At 53.4% G+C, this 19,764-nt stretch carries 22 protein-coding genes and 1 riboswitch; of the genes, 7 read left to right on the top strand and 15 right to left on the bottom strand.

The window, feature by feature from the left end; genetic code table 11:
- The first annotated feature begins 21 nt into the window (after window positions 1-21).
- A riboswitch (yybP-ykoY riboswitch) is annotated at window positions 22-210 on the top strand.
- Entirely contained in the window at window positions 194-772 is a 579-nt protein-coding gene (locus CAP48_RS02820) for a TMEM165/GDT1 family protein (protein ID WP_100694476.1), read from the top strand. It overlaps the preceding riboswitch by 17 nt.
- Before the next feature lie 256 nt (window positions 773-1,028).
- On the opposite strand, the gene CAP48_RS02815 is transcribed toward CAP48_RS02820, so the two are convergent.
- The 5 genes from CAP48_RS02815 to CAP48_RS02795 all read right to left on the bottom strand — a co-directional run bounded on the left by CAP48_RS02815 (window position 1,029) and on the right by CAP48_RS02795 (window position 6,765).
- Complete coding sequence (locus CAP48_RS02815) at window positions 1,029-1,730, bottom strand: TerC family protein (protein WP_100694475.1); 702 nt, start codon at window positions 1,728-1,730, stop codon at window positions 1,029-1,031.
- Between the two features lie 391 nt (window positions 1,731-2,121).
- Complete coding sequence (locus tag CAP48_RS02810; RefSeq protein ID WP_153045646.1) at window positions 2,122-3,105, bottom strand: tripartite tricarboxylate transporter substrate binding protein; 984 nt, start codon at window positions 3,103-3,105, stop codon at window positions 2,122-2,124.
- A 57-nt stretch (window positions 3,106-3,162) separates the two neighbouring features.
- On the bottom strand, window positions 3,163-3,972 hold the full coding sequence (locus CAP48_RS02805; RefSeq protein WP_100694473.1) for an HpcH/HpaI aldolase/citrate lyase family protein: 810 nt from the start codon (window positions 3,970-3,972) through the stop codon (window positions 3,163-3,165).
- 41 nt (window positions 3,973-4,013) lie between these two features.
- Window positions 4,014-5,759, bottom strand: a complete 1,746-nt coding sequence (araD, locus tag CAP48_RS02800; RefSeq protein WP_192871267.1) for an L-arabinonate dehydratase — start codon at window positions 5,757-5,759, stop codon at window positions 4,014-4,016.
- A gap of 13 nt (window positions 5,760-5,772) precedes the next feature.
- Entirely contained in the window at window positions 5,773-6,765 is a 993-nt protein-coding gene (locus CAP48_RS02795) for a tripartite tricarboxylate transporter substrate binding protein (protein WP_242444298.1), read from the bottom strand.
- A 549-nt stretch (window positions 6,766-7,314) separates the two neighbouring features.
- Between CAP48_RS02795 and CAP48_RS02790 the strand changes: the two genes are divergently transcribed.
- A complete protein-coding gene (locus CAP48_RS02790) occupies window positions 7,315-8,376 on the top strand; it encodes a LacI family DNA-binding transcriptional regulator (RefSeq protein WP_100694470.1) in 1,062 nt (353 codons plus the stop codon).
- Window positions 8,377-8,506: 130 nt separating this feature from the next.
- On the opposite strand, the gene CAP48_RS02785 is transcribed toward CAP48_RS02790, so the two are convergent.
- From CAP48_RS02785 to CAP48_RS02775, 3 genes are all read right to left on the bottom strand, one after another.
- On the bottom strand, window positions 8,507-9,154 hold the full coding sequence (locus tag CAP48_RS02785) for a uracil-DNA glycosylase family protein (RefSeq protein ID WP_100694469.1): 648 nt from the start codon (window positions 9,152-9,154) through the stop codon (window positions 8,507-8,509).
- Window positions 9,155-9,293: 139 nt separating this feature from the next.
- The gene (locus CAP48_RS02780; RefSeq protein WP_100694468.1) at window positions 9,294-9,503 is read right to left on the bottom strand and encodes a DUF2945 domain-containing protein; all 210 of its coding nucleotides are present in this window, start codon (window positions 9,501-9,503) and stop codon (window positions 9,294-9,296) included.
- Window positions 9,504-9,733: 230 nt separating this feature from the next.
- The gene (locus CAP48_RS02775; RefSeq protein ID WP_100694713.1) at window positions 9,734-10,258 is read right to left on the bottom strand and encodes a cytochrome b; all 525 of its coding nucleotides are present in this window, start codon (window positions 10,256-10,258) and stop codon (window positions 9,734-9,736) included.
- 426 nt (window positions 10,259-10,684) lie between these two features.
- Here CAP48_RS02775 and CAP48_RS02770 point away from each other — a divergent pair, with 426 nt between their 5' ends.
- Window positions 10,685-11,185 carry a CinA family protein gene (locus tag CAP48_RS02770; protein WP_192871266.1) on the top strand — a complete coding sequence of 167 codons (501 nt, stop codon included), beginning with the start codon at window positions 10,685-10,687 and terminating at the stop codon, window positions 11,183-11,185.
- Window positions 11,186-11,472: 287 nt separating this feature from the next.
- Here CAP48_RS02770 and CAP48_RS02765 read toward each other — a convergent pair whose 3' ends face one another.
- Window positions 11,473-11,655, bottom strand: coding sequence for a DUF3008 family protein (locus tag CAP48_RS02765; RefSeq protein WP_100694467.1), 183 nt, complete (start codon window positions 11,653-11,655; stop codon window positions 11,473-11,475).
- Between the two features lie 326 nt (window positions 11,656-11,981).
- Here CAP48_RS02765 and CAP48_RS02760 point away from each other — a divergent pair, with 326 nt between their 5' ends.
- Complete coding sequence (locus tag CAP48_RS02760) at window positions 11,982-12,188, top strand: CsbD family protein (RefSeq protein WP_100694466.1); 207 nt, start codon at window positions 11,982-11,984, stop codon at window positions 12,186-12,188.
- Between the two features lie 507 nt (window positions 12,189-12,695).
- Here the strand turns inward: CAP48_RS02760 and CAP48_RS02750 are convergent.
- The 3 genes from CAP48_RS02750 to CAP48_RS02740 form a co-directional block, all read right to left on the bottom strand.
- Entirely contained in the window at window positions 12,696-13,178 is a 483-nt protein-coding gene (locus CAP48_RS02750) for a GNAT family N-acetyltransferase (RefSeq protein ID WP_100694464.1), read from the bottom strand.
- A 114-nt stretch (window positions 13,179-13,292) separates the two neighbouring features.
- Complete coding sequence (locus CAP48_RS02745; protein WP_100694463.1) at window positions 13,293-13,685, bottom strand: lysozyme inhibitor LprI family protein; 393 nt, start codon at window positions 13,683-13,685, stop codon at window positions 13,293-13,295.
- 196 nt (window positions 13,686-13,881) lie between these two features.
- The gene (locus CAP48_RS02740; RefSeq protein WP_100694462.1) at window positions 13,882-14,433 is read right to left on the bottom strand and encodes an AAA family ATPase; all 552 of its coding nucleotides are present in this window, start codon (window positions 14,431-14,433) and stop codon (window positions 13,882-13,884) included.
- Window positions 14,434-14,657: 224 nt separating this feature from the next.
- On the opposite strand from CAP48_RS02740, the gene CAP48_RS02735 reads away from it, so the two are divergent.
- The 3 genes from CAP48_RS02735 to CAP48_RS02725 all read left to right on the top strand — a co-directional run bounded on the left by CAP48_RS02735 (window position 14,658) and on the right by CAP48_RS02725 (window position 16,985).
- Window positions 14,658-15,407 (top strand): aspartate/glutamate racemase family protein, encoded by a 750-nt coding sequence (locus CAP48_RS02735; RefSeq protein WP_100694461.1) that lies wholly within the window; start codon window positions 14,658-14,660, stop codon window positions 15,405-15,407.
- Between the two features lie 27 nt (window positions 15,408-15,434).
- Window positions 15,435-16,340 (top strand): LysR substrate-binding domain-containing protein, encoded by a 906-nt coding sequence (locus tag CAP48_RS02730; RefSeq protein WP_100694460.1) that lies wholly within the window; start codon window positions 15,435-15,437, stop codon window positions 16,338-16,340.
- A gap of 123 nt (window positions 16,341-16,463) precedes the next feature.
- A complete protein-coding gene (locus CAP48_RS02725) occupies window positions 16,464-16,985 on the top strand; it encodes a MarR family winged helix-turn-helix transcriptional regulator (RefSeq protein WP_100694459.1) in 522 nt (173 codons plus the stop codon).
- Between the two features lie 223 nt (window positions 16,986-17,208).
- On the opposite strand, the gene CAP48_RS02720 is transcribed toward CAP48_RS02725, so the two are convergent.
- From CAP48_RS02720 to CAP48_RS02710, 3 genes are read right to left on the bottom strand one after another with little or no spacing between them, the layout of a single operon-like run.
- The gene (locus tag CAP48_RS02720; RefSeq protein ID WP_100694711.1) at window positions 17,209-17,976 is read right to left on the bottom strand and encodes an ABC transporter permease; all 768 of its coding nucleotides are present in this window, start codon (window positions 17,974-17,976) and stop codon (window positions 17,209-17,211) included.
- A gap of 2 nt (window positions 17,977-17,978) precedes the next feature.
- Window positions 17,979-18,695, bottom strand: a complete 717-nt coding sequence (locus tag CAP48_RS02715) for an ABC transporter ATP-binding protein (RefSeq protein ID WP_100694458.1) — start codon at window positions 18,693-18,695, stop codon at window positions 17,979-17,981.
- Window positions 18,692-19,711, bottom strand: a complete 1,020-nt coding sequence (locus tag CAP48_RS02710) for an ABC transporter substrate-binding protein (RefSeq protein ID WP_369806314.1) — start codon at window positions 19,709-19,711, stop codon at window positions 18,692-18,694. The genes CAP48_RS02715 and CAP48_RS02710 overlap by 4 nt, the downstream gene beginning before the upstream one ends.
- Between the last annotated feature and the right edge of the window lie 53 nt (window positions 19,712-19,764).

Raw genomic sequence — 19,764 nt, 5'->3', positions numbered from 1 at the left:
CAAGGGCAGGTCCGATATAATCCTGCCATCATTGGGGAGTAGCCGCTCAGTTTCCCGAGGCTTACGTCAACATACTTGATGCGTGCATCATGGCGTAAGCAGCGACATCGCCTGGCAAGACCTTTGATCACTTTTTTTTGTAGGCCGGAAAAAAAGGTGATCATTCGTCTATGTCCGGTCGCGGTTTTGATTTATGCAGACTCTTTTGCTTTCCACTGGCGTTGTTACGCTTGCCGAAATCGGCGACAAAACACAGTTACTTGCCTTCATTCTGGCAACCCGATTCAAAAAACCCATTCCCATTATTCTTGGCATCCTGGTTGCAACCATTATCAACCATGCACTGGCCGGCGCGCTCGGCGCCTGGATAACAACTGCCCTCAGCCCGCAAACCTTGCGCTGGATACTGGGCATTTCGTTTATTGCCATGGCTGTGTGGACCTTGATACCCGACAAACTAGACGAAAGTGAAGCTTCGGTCGGCCGTAGACTGGGCGTCTTTGGAGCAACGCTGGTTACCTTTTTTCTGGCAGAAATGGGCGACAAAACACAATTGGCGACCGTCGCGCTGGCAGCCAAAAGCGCTTTTCCGATTGAAGTGGTCATTGGCACCACGCTAGGCATGATGATCGCAGACGTGCCGGCCGTCATTCTGGGCAAGCAACTGGGGCATCGCGTTCCCATGAAGCTCGTACACACAATCGCCGCCTGTATATTTCTGGCGCTGGGCATTGCCACCCTGTGCGGCGTGGGCTCGGAATGGGGAATCTGATTCTGCAGCACAAACCCGTGTTTTGCGTGCTGCAAAAGCGAATGCTACGGGCTTAATGTGTCGGTACGGATAAATGGCGAGGCGTAAACAGGAGATAGTCGTCTTGAGCTCAATATCATCTCGACGGTTGTCGCATCGTGAATCGGCCAGACAGGACTTGCGCCGCTTCAGGGCAAAGAAGGCATAGAAATGCTAACACAGGCGACCATCCAGGCCGCCTGTGCGGTTACCGACCACTGGCGCTACATGATGTTCGCTACGCAGATATTGCCTTCTTGCGTCTGGCCAGCCAGCTTCCCAGTAACGCAACCAGCAGAGCACCACCCACTTCAACGGCAATCTTGACCGTACCGCCGACTTCGCCGAAACGCTCAATAATAACCTGGTCGCTGACCAGCATGCCGCCGGCAATCCATCCCAGCAATGCCGCGCCGAAAAGCACCACGCCCGGATAACGATCGATAAGCTTCAAGACCAGCGTACTGCCCCAGATAATAATGGGCACACTGATAATCAGGCCGGCAATGACTAAGCCCGTCTGATGACTGGCATGCGCGCCCTGGGCGGCGCCGGCAATGGCAATGACATTGTCCAGACTCATGACAAAGTCGGCAATAATAATTGTTTTGACCGCCGACCATACCGACGAGCCGCCATCAATCTTGTCATGCGCATCATCGTCTGGAATCAACAACTTGACACCGATCCAGATAAGCAGCAAACCACCGACGATCTTCAAGTATGGAATCGTCAATAATGTCAATGCGAAGGAAATTAGCACAACACGAAGAATGATCGCACCGGCCGTACCCCACAGAATGCCCTGCATGCGCTGCTTTTTGGGCAGTTTACGGCAAGCCAGCGCAATCACAACCGCATTATCTCCGCCAAGCAGAATATCGATCATAATGATTTGAAAAACTGCCGTCCAGCTCAGTGTCTGAAAAAACTCAAGCATAAATTCACCTGAAATCCGTTAATCTAAAAATTTGAATTGAATGCGGATTGGCGCTTTTCGCTTGCATGAAAGACTGCAATAGATCCGGCCGGTACGCAAAAGCACCGGCGGAAACGAAAAATGGCCTGCTCCGTAAAGGACACAGGCCATTTATTCTAAATCAGGATATTTATGGACCTTGCCCTTTGCTGGCAAGGTCTTGCTTGCAACGTATGACGTTGCCCGCGCACCGGGCGTCATGCTGCTGCACGACTGCCGTAATGACGATGCGACGGCGGAAAGCTACTCCCCTTGATGAGTTCAAGTATAACTTTTGGACAGAATGTGTCTATTAGGGCTGGTCCCTATTGCACATACCAATGGCATTGGTCGCGTGCAGGTAAAGCCAGCCCTATTTATCTACGTTTATTCCAATATCCTGAATGAGTTTGGTGTATTTCTCCGATTCGCTTTTCGCAAAAGCGCCAAACGCTTTGGCATTCATGAAATGGGCAGGTGTATCCAGCGGTTCGACATCGGTTTTATAACCCTCGCTGTTGACGGCCTTTTCGCAGGCAGCCTCCAGTTTGGCGACAATTTCAGGCGGCAGTCCCTTGGGCGCAATCAACCCGCCCCAAATCGTTGCCTGGATCGGCCACCCACTTTCGCGGGTTGTGGCCACCTGTGGACTGGATTGAAGTCGTTGATCAGAAAAAATCCCCAGCGGACGCAATTTGTATTGCTTGGCTACGGTTGTCGTATCGCTGATCACCATCACCTGTTGTCCCAGCAGCCCCGTCACCATTTCCGCAGAGCTTTTATAAGGCACATGCAGCGCGGTTGCATTTGCCTGTTTCATAAGCATTTCCATGGCAATATGCAGCAACGTACCTGTGCCCGACGTACCATAAGACAATTGCCCCGGATTTTTCCTGGCGAATGCAACAACATCCTGCATGCTTTTGAATGCTGAGTCCTGGGGCACCATCATCATCAGCGGAACTGAATAGGTGCCGCAAATATGATCGAAATCCTGATAGGTGTAACCCGTCTTGCGCATACCAGGTTGCAGCACTTCCGGCCCGATGACGGACAGACCAAGGGTATAGCCATCGGGCTTGGCCCGCTTAAGTTGCATCATGCCGATGGCGCCACCCGCACCACCTTTATTGTCGATAATGAGATTGCCACCCATTGCCTGGCGCAAATGTTTTGCCAGAATCCGGGCCATGATGTCAGAGGTGCCGCCGGGGCCGAACGGCACCAAAATGGTCACCGGATTGTCCGGATAAGCGTTTTGGGCTTTGGCGGTAGTGCTAAAAACAGATGTAGCAATCAAAAGCACTGCATATTTGAAAAGCTTTTTTCGATACGATGTCGATATGCCAAATTGCATATTTGCCTCCTCATTGTTCAAATACAACGGTGTGACTTTGCCGTAGGCGCTCACCAATCAATAAACGCCGCCGTCATAACCTTTTGCCAGTGCGGGGCGGATCGCCTGAATAAACGCGGAGGCCTGACGCATCATCATGCCCATGTCAGAGGCAACGGCCACAAACGCATAGCCGCAACTGATAAAGCTGGCCACCATTTCCGGTGTGGGCCCGACAATGCCGCAAGGCATGCCAATGGCCTTGCAACGTCGCGCCACGTCAGCAATCGCATGCTGCACCTCAGGATGGGCCAGGTTGCCGATATGTCCCATGTTTGCCGACAGATCTCCGGGCCCCAGAAACAAAGCATCCACGCCGGGCACGGCAGCAATGTCTTCAAGCGCCGCCACCGCTTGGGGCGTTTCAAGCTGAATAATGGTGAAGACCGAATCATTCGCACGCTTTGCATAATCGGTCGCGGTGCCATAGCCGCTGGCTCGATGGACTGCGGCAAAACCGCGTGTCCCAAGCGGCGGATATTTGGCATTGCTGACCGCCTGCCGCGCGGCCTGGGCGCTGTCAACAAAGGGCACCATTACGGTCTGGGCACCCAAATCAAGGGCGCGCTTGAACAGAACAGGATCGTTTGCCGCCAGGCGTGCAACCGCGCAGGCATTGGTGCCTGCGATAGCCTGCAATACATGCAGGGCGTCCTGGTCATCAAGCGGTACATGCTCCAGATCCACCAGCAGCCAGTCAAAACCGGCGCGTCCCATTGCCTCAGCGGTACTGGACGTGCCAGACATAAGCCAGGTGCCTAGCGGCGCCCCCGGCTGGGCAAGCCTGGCGCGAAACGGGTTTTCTAGCAGATCAGTTGCTGCGGGCATACATACTCCTGTTGTCGTTAATATAAATGCAATGGTTTGAATCAGTAGATGGGGGGCTCCGGAGTCTTGTCATTTCCGGCCAGGGAAGTGAAATCACAACCGAAATTGGCTTGCGTCACCTCGTGCTGATAGATACGCGTGAAGCCGCGCGTATAAGTTTGCTCCGGGGCACGCCATTGAGCCCGACGCTGCGCCAATTCGCTGTCGGACACAAGGACATCCAGGGTCCTGGCGCTAATGTCCAGACGGATCAGATCGCCCGTGCGCACCAGCGCCAAGGGACCGCCCACGGCCGACTCCGGCGCGATGTGCAATACACAAGTGCCATAATGAGTACCGCTCATGCGTGAATCGGACAAGCGGACGATATCGCCAACCCCCTGCTTCAACAACTTTTTTGGAATAGGCAAATTGCCCCACTCCGGCATACCCGGCCCGCCCACAGGACCGCCATTTCGCAGCACCAGGACGGTATTTTCGGTTACATCCAGGTCCGGATCGTTGATAGCGGCCAGCATCTCGGCATTGGAATCAAAAACCAGTGCGGGGCCGGTATGCCGCAACAGGGTGGGGGTCGCTGCAGACGGTTTGATCACGGCGCCATCCGGACACAAGTTGCCCCGCAACACGGCCAATGCCATACCCGCCTGCGGACACTGCGCCGTGGCGGGAACTACCGGATTGTCTAGCTTGCGGATAACATCATCATCGGAACTGGCCTGCCCTTCGATATTGGCGCCCAGTGTCGTCCCGGTACATGTGAGAGCATCCAGATGCAGATATTCGCGAATACGCTGCAGTAATGCGGGCAGGCCACCGGCGTAGTAAAAATCTTCCATCAGTCGGTTGCCCGAAGGAAACAGATTGGCCAGCACCGGCACCTGGCGTGCCAGTGCATCGAAATCATCAAGACTCAATTGAACCCCGGCTCGCCCGGCCATTGCCGGCAGGTGGACAGCCGCATTGGTGGAGCCACCCAGCGCCATCCAGGTTGCTACCCCATTGAGGAATGCGTCACGGGTCAGAATACGAGAGGGGCGCAAGTCTTCCCAGATCATGGAGACAATGCGCTGGCCGCAGGCCCAGGCCATGCGGGTATGTGCTGCATCCATGGCCGGCAGGCTGCTCGAACCAGGCAGGGCAAGCCCCATGGCTTCAACAATCGAAGTCATGGTGCTGGCAGTGCCCATCGTGTTGCATGTGCCGGGGGCGCGGGTCATCCGGGCTTCCAGACTAATCCATTCAGGCTGGCTGATGTTGCCGATTGTGTACTGCTCCCAGTATTTCTTGGTGTGTGTTCCCGCCCCGACTGCCTGCCCTTGATAACGATCATTGAGCATGGATCCGGCCGGGCAGAACAGCGCCGGCACATCCATGGAAATGGCCCCCATCACCAGGCCCGGCGTCGTTTTATCACAGCCGCCCAGCAATACCACGCCGTCCAGAGGAAGACTGCGTATCAACTCTTCTGCCTCCATGGCAAGAAAATTTCGATACAGCATGGTCGTGGGCTTGACCATGACCTCGCCAAGGCTCATGGCCGGCAACTCCAACGGGTACCCGCCAGCCTGCAGCACACCACGCTTAATTGCCTGGGCGCGATCACGCAGATGCGCATGGCAGGGCGACAGATCGCTCCAGGTATTCAGAATGCCGACAATAGGGCGCCCCATGAATTCGTCCCGCGAAAGCCCTTGCTGCTGCATGCGCTGACGATGCGCAAAGCCGCGAATATCATCGCTTGCAAACCAGCGCTGGCTGCGCAATTGATCCAGTTTTTTCTGCACAACAATACCTCAATCAGTCTATGTGAACACCCGCATCGCGAACTTGCTGGCCCATCACTTCTGTGTCTTTTCGCAGTAAGTCTGCAAATTCCTGTGGAGTGGAGGACAGAACTTCATAACCCTGACTTTCCAGCGGCTGGCGAAACGCTTCTGATTGGAGTATCGCCACAATGTTCTCATTCAGTTTTTTCACGATCTCGTCGGGCGTGCCGCTGCGAACCAAAATGCCATTCCAGACGCTGGAGATCACGCCGGACACACCAGCCTGCTCAAACGTTGGCACGTTGGGCAAGACTTTGGCGCGCGCAGGAGCCGTAATCGCAAGTATCCGGATCTTGTCCGAATCGGCATAGCCAACCACCGCAGGCAGATTGATAAACATCATGGGTAACGAGCCTCCCATGACATCTGTGAGTGCAGGTGGCGCACCCTTATACGGGACATGCATCAATTTTGTACCACTCTGCTTCTGGAACAACTCCCCCGCAAGATGCATGGAATTGCCGTTGCCGGCAGATCCGAAAGGGATACGACCCGGTTCGCGTTTGGCGGCCTTGATGACATCCTCAACACGCTTGTATGGAGTACCTGCGCCTACAATTAACACATTTGGCATCTGGTGCGTTAACGTCACCGGTTGCAGATCCTTGATCGGGTCGTAACCCATATCTTTGTACATATGCGGGTTCACGGCCAGAGTGCTGGTCGACCCCAGCAACAGGGTATAGCCGTCAGCAGGTTGCTTGGCAGCATAAGCTGACCCGATATTTCCATTGGCTCCGGCACGATTGCTGACCACGACCGATTGCCCCAAACGCTTTCCCAGCTCGCTAGCCATGCTGCGGGCAAACTGATCGGCCACGCCCCCCGCAGGGTAAGGCACGACAAACGTGATTGGTTTGTCGGGATACTTGTCTGCCTGGGCATAACCCGGTGAAAAAAATATCATGCCAACCAGCAGCAAGACCATGGTGTAACTTCGACGAACGAGGTGGGATGGTTTCATGTTGTCTCCTTGCTTGTTATAGGGTCAGTTCATAAGTGAAATAAGACACTTGCCATTGATATATGCTGCAAAACATTGTTTACCACCGGTGCAGCCAGGGCCTGGGGCGTTTTACCCGAAGCGTCGGCCATGCAAGGACCAAGAACCGTGGCCGCTGCACGCGCCATTGCAGAGGTATTTCGAGGTCGTCCTTTCAGGGCCCTTCTTGACATGCGGTGCGTAGTACCCATTCGGGCGACCGAAGCCAGTCATGACTCCATCGAAAATCACCCCAAAGAAAGGTGGCCACCCCCAACCCTACTATCGTCAACCCCTATATCCGGCATGGACGACACATGCGGCGGTGAGCCTGCAATCAGAGGCCAATACCACCCAGGCCCGCAAATGCCGACCTATGAGCTTCCAGAACTGCCGGGTCATAGAGATGGACACCGGTTACCCGCTTGTTCCCGCACATTTCGCTGAATTGATATGTTACCGGTAACTGTTACCGGTAACATTGATATAATTGTATGGCGCTGGTCAAACAACACGCCATTGGGATAAACCATGACTCAAAAACAAACATCTCGCACCACGCGTCGCAAAGCAGGCTCATACACTATCCATGACGTGGCCGCGCTGGCCGGCGTTTCCTCAATTACCGTTTCGCGATACTTCAATTCGCCGGAAAAAGTCTCCGTAGCGCTACGTGAACGCTTGCGTGAAATCATCGATCGAATCGGCTACGTGCCCAGTCAGGTAGCCGGCGGACTGGCTTCAGGACATGGCCGTGTCGTTTGTGCGGTCATGCAAAACATTGCCAGCGCCACCTTTGCCGATCTGGTCAAGGGCATGACTGACGAACTGCAGGCATCGGGGCTGCAACTGCTACTGGCCAACGCCCAGTATTCCCAGGAATTGGAAGAACAGGCGATTCGCACTTTTGTTGGCTGGCACCCGACCGCCCTGATCCTCACGCGTCACGATCACACGCCGGCGGCAGAGGCCATGCTACGAGCATTAAACATTCCCGTGATCGAGGCCTGGGGGCTGGTACCGGGCCGGCCATTTCACCAAGTCGGGTTTCCGCATATAGAGACGGGGGCCATATTGGCCAGACATTTTCTGGAACAAGGCGCCACCCGTATTCAGTTTGTCATGTCGCAGACCACCGAAGACTTCCGCGCCCAGCAGCGCGCAAAAGGCTATGCCGAAGCCATGGTGAACGCCGGACTGAAAGCGGATGTGCAGATTATTCCGGAAGACGACGAGTTCGAAGCCGGCGCCATCGGCATTGAAACATTGTCCCGTTTGCCTGCGCGCTCAAGGCCCCAGGCCTTGATTTTTGCCAATGACAATCTGGCGGCCGGCGCCATATTGCATGCCCCTTCATGTAAGCTTGTCCTGCCCCGCGATTGCGCCGTCGCAGGGTTTGGCGATGCATCCATTTCCGCAAGGCTGCGCCCCGCCCTGACGACCCTGCGCCCGGCACGCTATCAAATCGGCCAGCATGCGGCGCGAACAGTGCTCGAGCAGTTGATGGCCAGGCCGGCTGGTAAGAAAAATGTCGTTGAAGCATTGCTGCCATGCGATCTGATAATCAGGGAAAGCAGCCAATTGCATTTGTAAACGTAGCGGCGCCATGGCGCACGATTGCGTTGTGATCCAGTGGGCTGAGTTCCGTTGCTTTGCGCTACAGCGAGGCGGCCGCGCCTTACTCAACTGTGTCAGACGTGGCAACTGTGTGATATCGCGGCAACTATGCAATCAGACTACGGATATCACTTCGCAATTGCGGCAACACTTCGTCTTCGAACCAAACATTTTGCGTAAGCCACCGATTGTTATGCCAAGAAGGATGCGGTAGCGGATAGACGCGCAGGGACGGGTCGGCAAGATAGTATTGACGCCAGGCTCGCACTGTTTCGGTCACGCCCTGCTTTGCAGTTTGCGGTCCCATGTGCCAGCGCTGAGCATAGCCGCCGATAGTCAGCAGCAATTTCAGATTGGGCAGACGTGCGAACAATTGCGAACGCCATATTTCCTTGCACTCGCGACGTGGCGGCAAGTCGCTGCCGTCAGACCTCAGACCGGGAAAACAGAATCCCATCGGAATGATCGCAATTTTTGAGTCGTCATAAAAGTCCTCGTCAGATATCCCCATCCATTGCCTTAACCGAACACCGGATGCGTCATTGAACGGCTTTCCACTTTGATATACCCGCGTGCCGGGCGCCTGGCTGGCAATACAGATGCATGCGGTCTGCGAAACCTGAATAATGGGCCTTGGTTCCGGCTCCATGGGCTGACCATAACGAGGGTGATCATGGCAGACTCTGCAGTTACGGATATCGCTTATAAACTGTTCAAATGAAGGATCGTCGCTATTTGGGAGAAAGTCGCTCATAGTCGAAATGTCTTGGATAGGCAATGCAGTAGCATTATGCCGCTGGCAGTATGACAAAGGTCATCGGGCCGGTTTCATTTTGAATATGAACAGGCGATGACAGGGTCTGGCACACCCTGAAATCAGACAGGTTCCGCCTTTACTTGATATGCCGCAACGCACTACCCTTGTGCGCTGCGATGTGATCGGTCTTGTCGCTTTTTATTTCGTATTGTGGTTCGTCTTTTGACGCACGATGCACATGTCCCTTGTAGTCAAAATCGCTGGTATGAATGGCAATAATCGTGCCCGACACCCTGCCAGCTTCGCTATTCCAGCTGACATGATCACCCTTTTTGAATTTCGTCATCTTGCAGGCTCCAGTTTCTAGGACTATATTACACCCGGCATAAACTCAATGTCAGCCCACCTACACATTCAGGGCGATGATACCAGGCGGGTGCCCCGTCCATGAGCGGACCGGCTCTGTAAATGCTAAGACCGGCCGTCTACAGATCCTGCTATGGAAATCCTGCACCAAACCTGTGTTTTTTATGACTATATTGATATCGCCGTGTTGATTTGAAACTACGTTGCCTGCTACAGCATACGCGGCAGCACATCTGTGGCGCTGGTGTTTTTTCTGTGAACGTATACCATGCCAATGTGGCCGATAATCAACGCAAGCAGGGTCCAGCCCAGCTCACCGTGCAACAGTCCTGCCAGGTCGACCATCCAGGAGATTTTCTCTCCGGTCGGCTCCATGAGCTGGATGCCCAGATACGAAAACGGGCGATCCGCACCGTAGTTGCGCAACAATGCCAGAGTCGGAATGACCAGCATCAGCAAGTACATCACACCGTGCCCCAATCGTGCCATGAGCGAGATCGACGGCGGTCGACGCGACATATTGACTGCGGCCCAGATGACTCTGATTACGCCCAGACATAAGATCGTGAAGCCCATCAAGTAGTGTGTTGGCCATAACGCCTCTGTGATTGGCGTCTCATCTGCAAAAAAGTGCAACGCAGCGGTGAAGAACATCCAGGTAAAGCCGATAGCCATCAACCAGTGCAATGCACGCGAAACCGCACCATATTTTTCTGTAGAATCAAAAATCGACAATGACAACCTCCGGAGAAAAAAATTTGATCTGTAGCGTTTCGATACGCGTTCCATAACGAACACGGTCGACGGCGTTATGCCGGCGTGCATGTGAGATCCTGGACGAAAATCTGAAGGAAGGCCGATGTGGCGCCTTGCCTAGGGGCAAATGCACCGCAATATGACTACCCTCGCTTGTGCGTGCACCGACATTACTGAATATTGAACGTATCTTCTTGCAAAAAGCTTGCAATTTCAATCATATCGTATTTATATATCGGTAACATGACGACAGGTTTGATAAGGATCAATAGTTATTTCAATCGGCTACCAGATTCTTGATAGTGCAAGACTGTTATCTATTCACACCCGACTGTTCTAGAATAAAAAGGGTATTTTTGGGCCGTTGCATGCCCGTTTTTTCCAATTAATACTGCGGAATTCCTAATGCTGCCCATCAAGTTCGTTGCCCGATATATGACAGATCATGCGCTGACCCTGGTTACTGCCGAATCATGCACAGCGGGACTGATCGCCTCTACCCTGTCGGAAGCGCCCAACGCAGGCAAGCTGCTCGATTGCGCGTTTGTTACCTACACCGTCCACGCCAAAGAACGGTTGTTGGGCGTGAAGGCCGAAACGATTGAACAATTTAACCTGACAAGCGAACAGGTGGCCGCTGAAATGGCAGTGGGCGCACTTGCACGAAGCAGTGCCACCGTTGCCGTCTCTGACACAGGCGTGGTAGACAATATTGACCCGGCGATCAAGGCCGGGACTCAGTGCTTTGGGTGGGCATTCAAAATCGGCGACGACGACCCGCCGATTGTTTTTACCGAAACCAAACGGTTTACAGGAAGCAGTCGGAAAATCCGCAAGCGAAGTGCGCTGTACGCCCTTAGCCGTATCCCGGCATATGCGCAAAAGGCCCTGAAAGAGCCCGATTAAATCGGCATGCCGCTGCCGCCAGCGACGGGGGGCTTTTTCTCCACGGGCGGCAGCCGATCGGGTTCCACGCTCAACGATTTGTACTTTTGTCCTTAATACTCGTATTTATGGCTTTTTTGTTTGCGGTCTTATCATTCGTGGCCTCGTTGTCTGCGACCTCATGATGGGTCCCGCTTGCGCAGATCCCTGGCAGACGCGCCGCTCGTTACAACATCGATGTCATTGATTCATCGTGTATTGATCCATCATCTAATACATCATGATTTACGGGCCGGGCGTTCACGCCATCAATGCTTGTGTTTGGGCTTGTCAGACTGGCTGGTGCTGGCCATTTCCTTTAGTTCCTTTTTTGACATCGATTTGTACATCGATTTAGAAGCGCCTTTGAGCTCGCCTACTTTCTTGTCGCCCTCTTTGGCCGACAAAGCAGCGCCTGCTGCCTGTTGCTGACTTTTGGATTTGGCTGGCATGTTGGTATCTCCATTCTCAGTTCAGGAAAATCAATTGTCTGCCAGCCACGTGCAGGGAGGCAAATGTTAACTGCCGTCATTTGTAAATACTGGTAAAGCATATATCTGCTTGCGCAATAAGTTCGTGCAACGAGTCCGTAACATCGCCGATCCGCAGCAATGGAATGGGCAGTAGGACGCAAGACGCAGAAATACCTTTATATTTCAGATATCTAGACTTATTAAGAACATGTAACAGAAATACGCGAGCCGTGCTTTTAATTGCTAGTATGAATTTGTGGATGTTCCACTCACACTTCAATGGTCAGCACTGAAAGGAGATAACAATGAATCAGGACATCGCTCAAGGTAAATGGGAACAACTCAAAGGGTCCGTCAAGGAAAAGTGGGGCGATCTGACGGATGACGACATCGCGCAGGTCAACGGCAATGCGCAAAAAATGTGCGGTATATTGCAAGAGAAATATGGCAAAAAACGCGAAGACGCCGAGCGCGAGGTAAACGATTTCTGGGCCGAACAAAATCGACTCTAAAATAGTGGTCAAGGGCACTCTGACGGGTGCCTGCCTTCTGGCACAAGATTTGCCAGGTAGCGTTGCCGAGTAATAATGAAGCTTGTCTCAATCTTCACAATAAAATTCCGCCAACTCGCTGAGCCTGCCGGCCCCGAAGCTGCCTGCAGACATCTTTTGAACATCGTCCCGACATGACATTTGTCATTAGACTAGGAGGTGCAAATGATTTGGCACACCGTTTTTTTCTTTGTTTTGACAGTAATCTCCGCAATCCTCGGGTTTGGAGGATTTCTGACTTGGGGCGCATTGGTCGCACAAATTTTGTTCGTACTCTTTCTGGTGCTGACTCTGCTGACCATTTTTATTCGCAAAAAACGCTAAGCTGTACATAGGTAAACGATTGGTTCCCGGGATACTGAAACGGCCTCCGCAGCCGCTTGGCTAAAGGCCAGCTATTTCCGAGCTGTGATTCCACTTTTTGATCGGTCTATGTAATTGATTCGTTGGATCGTTTCGTTTGACCATCTAGATTGCCTTGCGAGCCAGCACCGGGATATCAAAATGCAGCACATCTTTCCTCACGCCCCATTTTTCATACAAGGCGATGGCTGGCTTGTCAGTATTGTCAGCTTGGACGTAGACAATCCGGCCTGCATTCTCTGTCGCAAACTCACATAGACGTTGGATAAGCGCGGTAGCGATACCCTTTCTGCGATGTCTGACATCCACGGCAAGATCGTAAATGTAATATTCGCGCCGTGCCATTTCGAACTTATCCAGCGCATACGCCACCAGCCCGCCCAGCACACGCCCCTCATTTAATGCCACAAAGACAGAAATATGATCCTTCGCCAGAAGATCCATCAGATAGGCATCAGTCGCGGGCCGGCCTTCATAGCTGTCCGGATCGTCATACGCCTGGCTAAACAATAAGTTTAATTGCCGCAGCAACGCAGCGTCGTCAGACAGAAGCCGACGATATTCGATTTTCAATAGAGATTTTTGCATGTGTCTTCCCGACTTGGAATGAAAACACCCTGGCCGACCGTGAGTCAAACAACAGGATCAAAAACCAAAGCGAAAACAGAGTAGCCTATCAATCGCTCACGACTGCGCCGGTTATCACGGTGCAGTAACGCACGACACATCACCTTCCTGACATTGCAACAGCGCATTGAGCTCTTTGGCCCTGGCATCCGTCTTATCGGTCAGACACCCAGCGATGACCATTGACTGTACGGAACCTCCTGCGGACCCTGAACTTTGAAACTGGCAATCAAGATCACGAAACTCAATCCAGGCGTTCTGTGCGGCCTTCAGATCGGCCTTTTGGGATTTATCGAGTTTTTTGAACACTTCGCGATATACCTTGTTCAACTGTGCATCCGCTTTTTTGTAGTCAGCACTAGCCTGCTGATTCATATCGCTTTGCGTCTGGGCATGGCTCTCGTTATTTGTCAATGCGAATACAACGGTGCTGGCCACCACGAAATACAGTAATAGGTTTCTGAACATAAATGCTCCGAGCAAATGTGTATTGATTAACTGCAAAAGAAAATCGAACCGCCACAATCGCAGCAACGTCCAATTGAGACCATCCTGCCGCTAAACACCTGGCTTGCGCCGCGCAGGCTGGGCGGGATTGCGATATCTCGTCATTGGCAGTCCGCTACAGGCCAATGGTAACGCATTAGCCACATTTGACCGCAGATCAGCCGCCGCGACCGCTATCGAGCCCCCAGTGCCGGTAAGCACGCTTGATGTCGCGCACCGATGGAAGCGATACAGTAGGCAACGCCGTTTGCGCGAGCAGTTCTGTATAACGCTTGTGATTTCCTGGCGTGACAAATGCAATATGGCGGATCATTTCCCATTTGACGCTATCGAGGGCGCCTTCCAAATCTCCCTGGCGTTCTCGCTCAAATAGTGTACGACGCAAGTAACGAAACAGACTCGTCGCTGTATTGACATTCAATAGAATAACGCCGGTAGCCCGCGCGAGCCGCTGCTGCATATATGTCGAATAATTGCCGTCCATTACCCAGCCTTCACCCGCTATCGCCGCATCATGCAAAGCGGCAAACGTTGCTGCAGAACGAGGGACCCAATCAGTATTGGGCTCATGAAAAAGCTGATCCAGATGTATCGGCTTAAGATTGCATTTGCGGGCTATCGCCACGGCCAAGGTGGATTTGCCGCTGTTTGACGGCCCCAAAACACAAATTCTGGGGCCCAGAGCTGAAAGAGGGAGCGTGTTTTGCATTGCGTCGGAAACCTGAGGGATTGCACTTGGGATAAAACGACCCGTATGTGGGGCTCTAATATACAGATTTTTCGAGCTGATCGCTGGACATTTGCAAACAGTTAACGCCGCCGATCCCGTCCGCCCAGCCATCGCGAAACGCGATGGCGCCATAGTAAATCATTGATTTGGTTAATTTAAATGGCTGATTACAATCAGTTTTCAATGATTTTAAAGGGTCAGAAATGAGAAACTACCGAATCGGCCAGATTGTGCCCAGTTCCAATACCACCATGGAAACGGAAATTCCGGCCATGCTGAACGCGCGCCGCGAGCTGTTTCCGCAGGAGACTTTCACCTTTCATTCAGCGCGCATGCGCATGATGAGCGTCACGCCAGAAGAGCTGGCGGCGATGGATCAGGCCAGCGACCGTTGCGCCATCGAACTGAGCGATGCCCGCATGGACGTCATGGCTTATGCCTGCCTGGTTGCCATCATGGCTCAGGGCAACGGCTATCACCGCCAGTCCCAGGCTCGTCTGCAAAAAGCGGTTCAGCAGAACAATACCGACATTCCTGTCCTGAGCTCTGCCGGGGCGCTGGTAGACAGTCTGAAAGAAAAAAACCTTGGCAAGGTCTCTATTATCACACCTTACATGAAGCCGCTCACACAGCGCGTGATAGAATACATTGAGGCCGAAGGGATCAGTGTCCATGACTCCATCAGCCTGGAAGTATCTGATAACCTGGAGGTCGGTCGCCTGGATCCGGCCAATTTGCTGGAACACGTCACACGCCTGGATATCGATGGTGTGGACGCGGTGATTCTGTCTGCCTGCGTACAAATGCCGTCGCTGTCTTCCATCCAGAAAGCTGAAGACAAGATCGGCAAACCCGTTCTGTCCGCTGCAGTAGCCACGGTTTATCAAATGCTGAAAACTCTCAACCTGGAAACGCGGGTGCCCAACGCCGGATTCTTGCTGTCGGGTAACTAGCGAGTCCGCTCTCCGACTGAACGCGCCGTGAAAATTGATCTGCTCACATTAAAATTATTTATACGGGTTGTAGATGAAGGCACGATCAGTCGCGCAGCAGAGCTGGAAAATATCGCGGCGGCCGCAGTCAGCCGCCGCCTTTCCGAACTGGAAGACAAGCTTGGTTTGGTGCTGCTGAACCGCAGTAACCGCGGTGTGACACCAACACCCGCGGGCCTGGAACTGCTGTACCGGGGGCGCGCGATTCTCAATAGCGTGCAGGCTGTGGAACACCAACTGAGCGACTTTGGCAAAGGTCAGCGCGGCAGCGTCACGCTGGCGGCCAATCCCACCGCCATAACGCAATTTCTGGCCCCATTACTGGCCGACTTTACCGGCAAGTATCCCAATATCCAATTGCATCTGGAAGAGAAAAACAGCCTTGCCATTACGAGGGCGCTGGCCGCTGGCAAACTGGACATTGGCATCTTCACTCAAATTCCCTATCAGGACGATATCGAGGTTGCGCATTTTCGCAAGGATACACTGATCGTTCTGGTACCGACCGGTCACCCTCTGGCCAAACACGACCGGGTGTCGTTCAGGGATACGCTTGGCTACAGCCACATTACGCTTACAGCAGGCACCCAGCTCAATTACCAACTCATTAATGCAGCGCGAGCAGAGTCGACTAATGTCAGGATTGATATTGAGACATCGGGCTATGACGCCATGTGCCTGCTTATCAACGCCAATATGGGTATTGGCATACTGCCCGAAGGCTGTGTGGACCTATACCGGGTGCCCAATACAGTAAGAGTCAGGCTTGATGAAGAGTGGGCGGAACGCAAAATACTGATTGGCGCCCGGCGTATTCGAGACCTGTCACCCAGCGCACGACAGGTATTTGATTTCCTTTCAGAAAAAATGACAGTATACTGTAGTTATTGCTAGTGCAGAGACCGTATTTTCCCGATAGAATTGCGAAAAAGCACCGGTAACTTTAGCGGCCAGGGCAGCCCATCGGGCAATCCTGAACTGCGCTTCAAGCCACTTCAGTATAAGGTTCACTGCATAATGAGAAAGAGAGACAACGACGATCTGCCCACGGCCGACCATTCAGACGAAATCAAGACCAAATTTCATGACCAGGGCCTGTGGTCGCGACCGGGATTCCTGGTGCGGCGACTCAATCAGATTCATTACTCCATGTTCTTCGAAGAATGCAAGAATGAAAACATCACCCCAGTGCAACATGGCGTGCTATCGGTATTGCTGAACGAGCAATACCTGGACCAGTCATCCATCGGACTAAAAGTAGGATTGGATCGCACTACCTCTGCTGATGTCATCAAGCGTCTGGCTGATAAGGGCCTGGTAAGCCGCAGGGTCAATCCCGTCGACCGGCGTTCGCGTCAGTCTTTCATTACAGAGGAAGGCATTCGTATAATGAAGCAATTGCGCAAAGGAATGATTCGCTCACAGGAACGGCTACTGGAACCGCTGAACAATGAAGAGCGGGAAATTTTCGTACGGCTGCTAAGCAAGCTGGTGGAAGAAAATAACCAGTATGGCCGGGCGGCGCTAAAGGATATGTAGCACACGCCTGGATAGGCCGTCTTCATGTCTGCGACGCTCCCGTGAGCAATGCACAAGCTCGGCGCACGCCAGCTTAGTCATATCCTGCGCAATGATATATTCGCCCGCACGGCACAACGATACCGCAGCCAGCCCGTGATGACAGCGCTTGCCCGATTTTATCCGTTATCATCACTTTATAGATAATGCATCACTGACGGCCGGGGCATAATGGTCGGCCTGCTTACTCGTGCCGGCGACGGCCTCCCATGATCCTGCGTTCCACCCACGCCAGCAAGCCGTAAAGGACCATCCCCATCAGCGCCAGAATAAACAACGAGGCAAACACCCGCACGGTGTCAAAACTTCCCTGCGCGCTCATGATAATGTAGCCCAGCCCCTGCTGCGACGAAACAAACTCGCCCACAATCGTGCCCACCAGGGCCAAAGACAAGGCGACTTTCAAACCGGCCACGATTGAGGGCAGCGCCGATGGAAGTTTTACCTTCAGAAAAAAATCCAATGGACTGCCCTTGAGCACACGTCCCAGATCAATCAGGTCAGGTGGCACCGAACGCAGTCCGTGAACGGTATCGATGATCACGGCAAAGACGGCGATCATGAAGGCGATCAGGATCTTCGGTTCGGAACCGGTACCCAGCCAGATCACGAAAAGGGGTGCCAGAGCGACCTTTGGAATGCTATTGAAGGCAATAATCAGAGGATAGAAATAGCGCTCGAAGAAGCGCGAACTGACCAGTGCAACGGCAATAAGAACACCGCCCGCCACCGCACATGCAAAGCCTGCCAGCGTGATCAGCAAGGTGTGCCATGCCTGGACGGCGTACCAGCCTGCTTCACGAAACAATTCAACGAATACATCGCTGGGGGCAGGCAGGATAATGGGTGGGACCAGACCAGCGCGGCACACAATCTCCCAAATAATCATCAACACGATCATGGAAAGCACGCCATGCAAGCCATTGCGCGCGGAGTTCATTATGGCATTCATCATCAATGCTCCATGCCTTCAAACAGACCGCGAATATGGGCAGACAGCCGTCCGAATGCCGCTGATTCCCTGATTTCCAGCGGACGAGGCCTTGGAAAATCAATGGGAATAGCCTCCACGATACGACCCGGACGCGGACAGAACACCAGCACTACATCCCCAAGAAAAATGGCTTCAGCGATTCCGTGAGTCACGAACAGCGTGGTATTGCGGGTTTGCGTCCAGATCCGTTGCATCTCGACATTCATCTGATCGCGGGTAAGCGCATCCAGCGCCCTGCAAATTGAAGCGCGCTGACGCATGCCGCCGGACAACTCATGCGGATAACTGTCGGCAAAACCGGCCAGCCCGGTCAGACTCAGCAGCGAATCAACCCGTTGCAGGTAATCTTCTTTGCGCTTGCCGGCAAATTCAATCGGCAGCAAAATATTATTGCGGATCGTGCGCCACTCCAGCAACGCATCTCGTTGGAATACCATGCCGATATTATCCGGCGGGCCCTTCACTGGATCCTGCCCCACCAGCAACGACCCCGCAGTGAGCTTCTCCAGGCCGGCCACACAGCGCAGAAATGTGCTCTTGCCACACCCGCTCGGGCCCAGAATACTGACGAACTGGCCGGGCTGGATTGATACGCTGACATTGAGCAGCGCCTGCGTCTGATTGGTTCCGCCGTACTGTTTGGATACATCCTCTGCAATTACGCCCGCTGCATTCATTTGACTATCTCCGGTGCAGCGTCTGCGATGGGTTGAATCAGATCCTTCACATAATATTCGTCAGGATCAAGCTTGTACCGTATCGACCCTACTTTATGCAGTGTACTGACTGACTTTTTAAAATCATCGGGGTTGACCATGCCAATCTGCTGCTTCCTGTCTTGCGGGAAGTAGGGCTTGAGTGCATTGAGCTGTTCGGCAAGAATGCCCTTGTCCAGCCGTGCCTGCGGACGCTGGGCAACAATTGCGTCAACCGCTTCGGCCTCGTGCCCGTCCATAATATATTGCCAGCCGTACGCGACAATACTGGCGAACTTGCCAATGGCCTCTTTCTTTTCTTCCAGCTTTTTCTCATTGGTGAACAGGCCAAAACTGACCATGTCCAGGCCGTAATCGGAAAACGGCAAGGGCCGCGACTGGCGCTGGCGGGTGACGCTGGGCAGAATAAAGGGAATGGTGGAAATCACGGCGTCGGCACGTTTGACGGCATAGGTGGCCGCCTTGGCCGAGGCATCAACACTGAGCAAATCCACGTCGGAACGACTCAGCTTGCCTGCCTTGAGGAAAAAATCAATAAACGGAGCCTCGAGCGATCCGGCCGTGTACAGCACTTTTTTGCCTTTGAGCTGGGCCGGACCCTCGATATCTGAGTCAGACGGAACCAGCGCGCCTATGTCGGTACTGGTCATGAACGGCGCGATGGCTTTCAAGGGCATGCCTTTATCGCGACCGATCATCATCGCTGCCAGTGACGCATGACCCACATCGAAATGATCGCCAGCCCCTAGCATCTGCACGGTACTGACTGAGCCATTGCCGTCCTCCATCCGGACATTGAGCCCGGCCGCCTTGAACCAGCCTTTTTGCATGGCCAGGTGAAACGGCGCCTGTACCGCCCAGGGCGTCCAGTCCAGCCGCACCACCAAATCCGTCGAGGCTGCTGCGGCAACGGGTAACCAACCACATACCACCATTGCCGCGACGCACTGTCGGGCTTTTCTCAACAACGCTTTCATTAATGCTCGCTCCTGTCATGTGTTAACACTGGAAAACCGATACATCTGCAATC

This window comes from Advenella sp. S44 (assembly GCF_002810445.1).
Classification (GTDB): domain Bacteria; phylum Pseudomonadota; class Gammaproteobacteria; order Burkholderiales; family Burkholderiaceae_B; genus Advenella.
The sequence above is the reverse complement of the archived record's forward strand: the minus strand, read 5'-3'. Positions and strand labels throughout refer to the sequence as shown.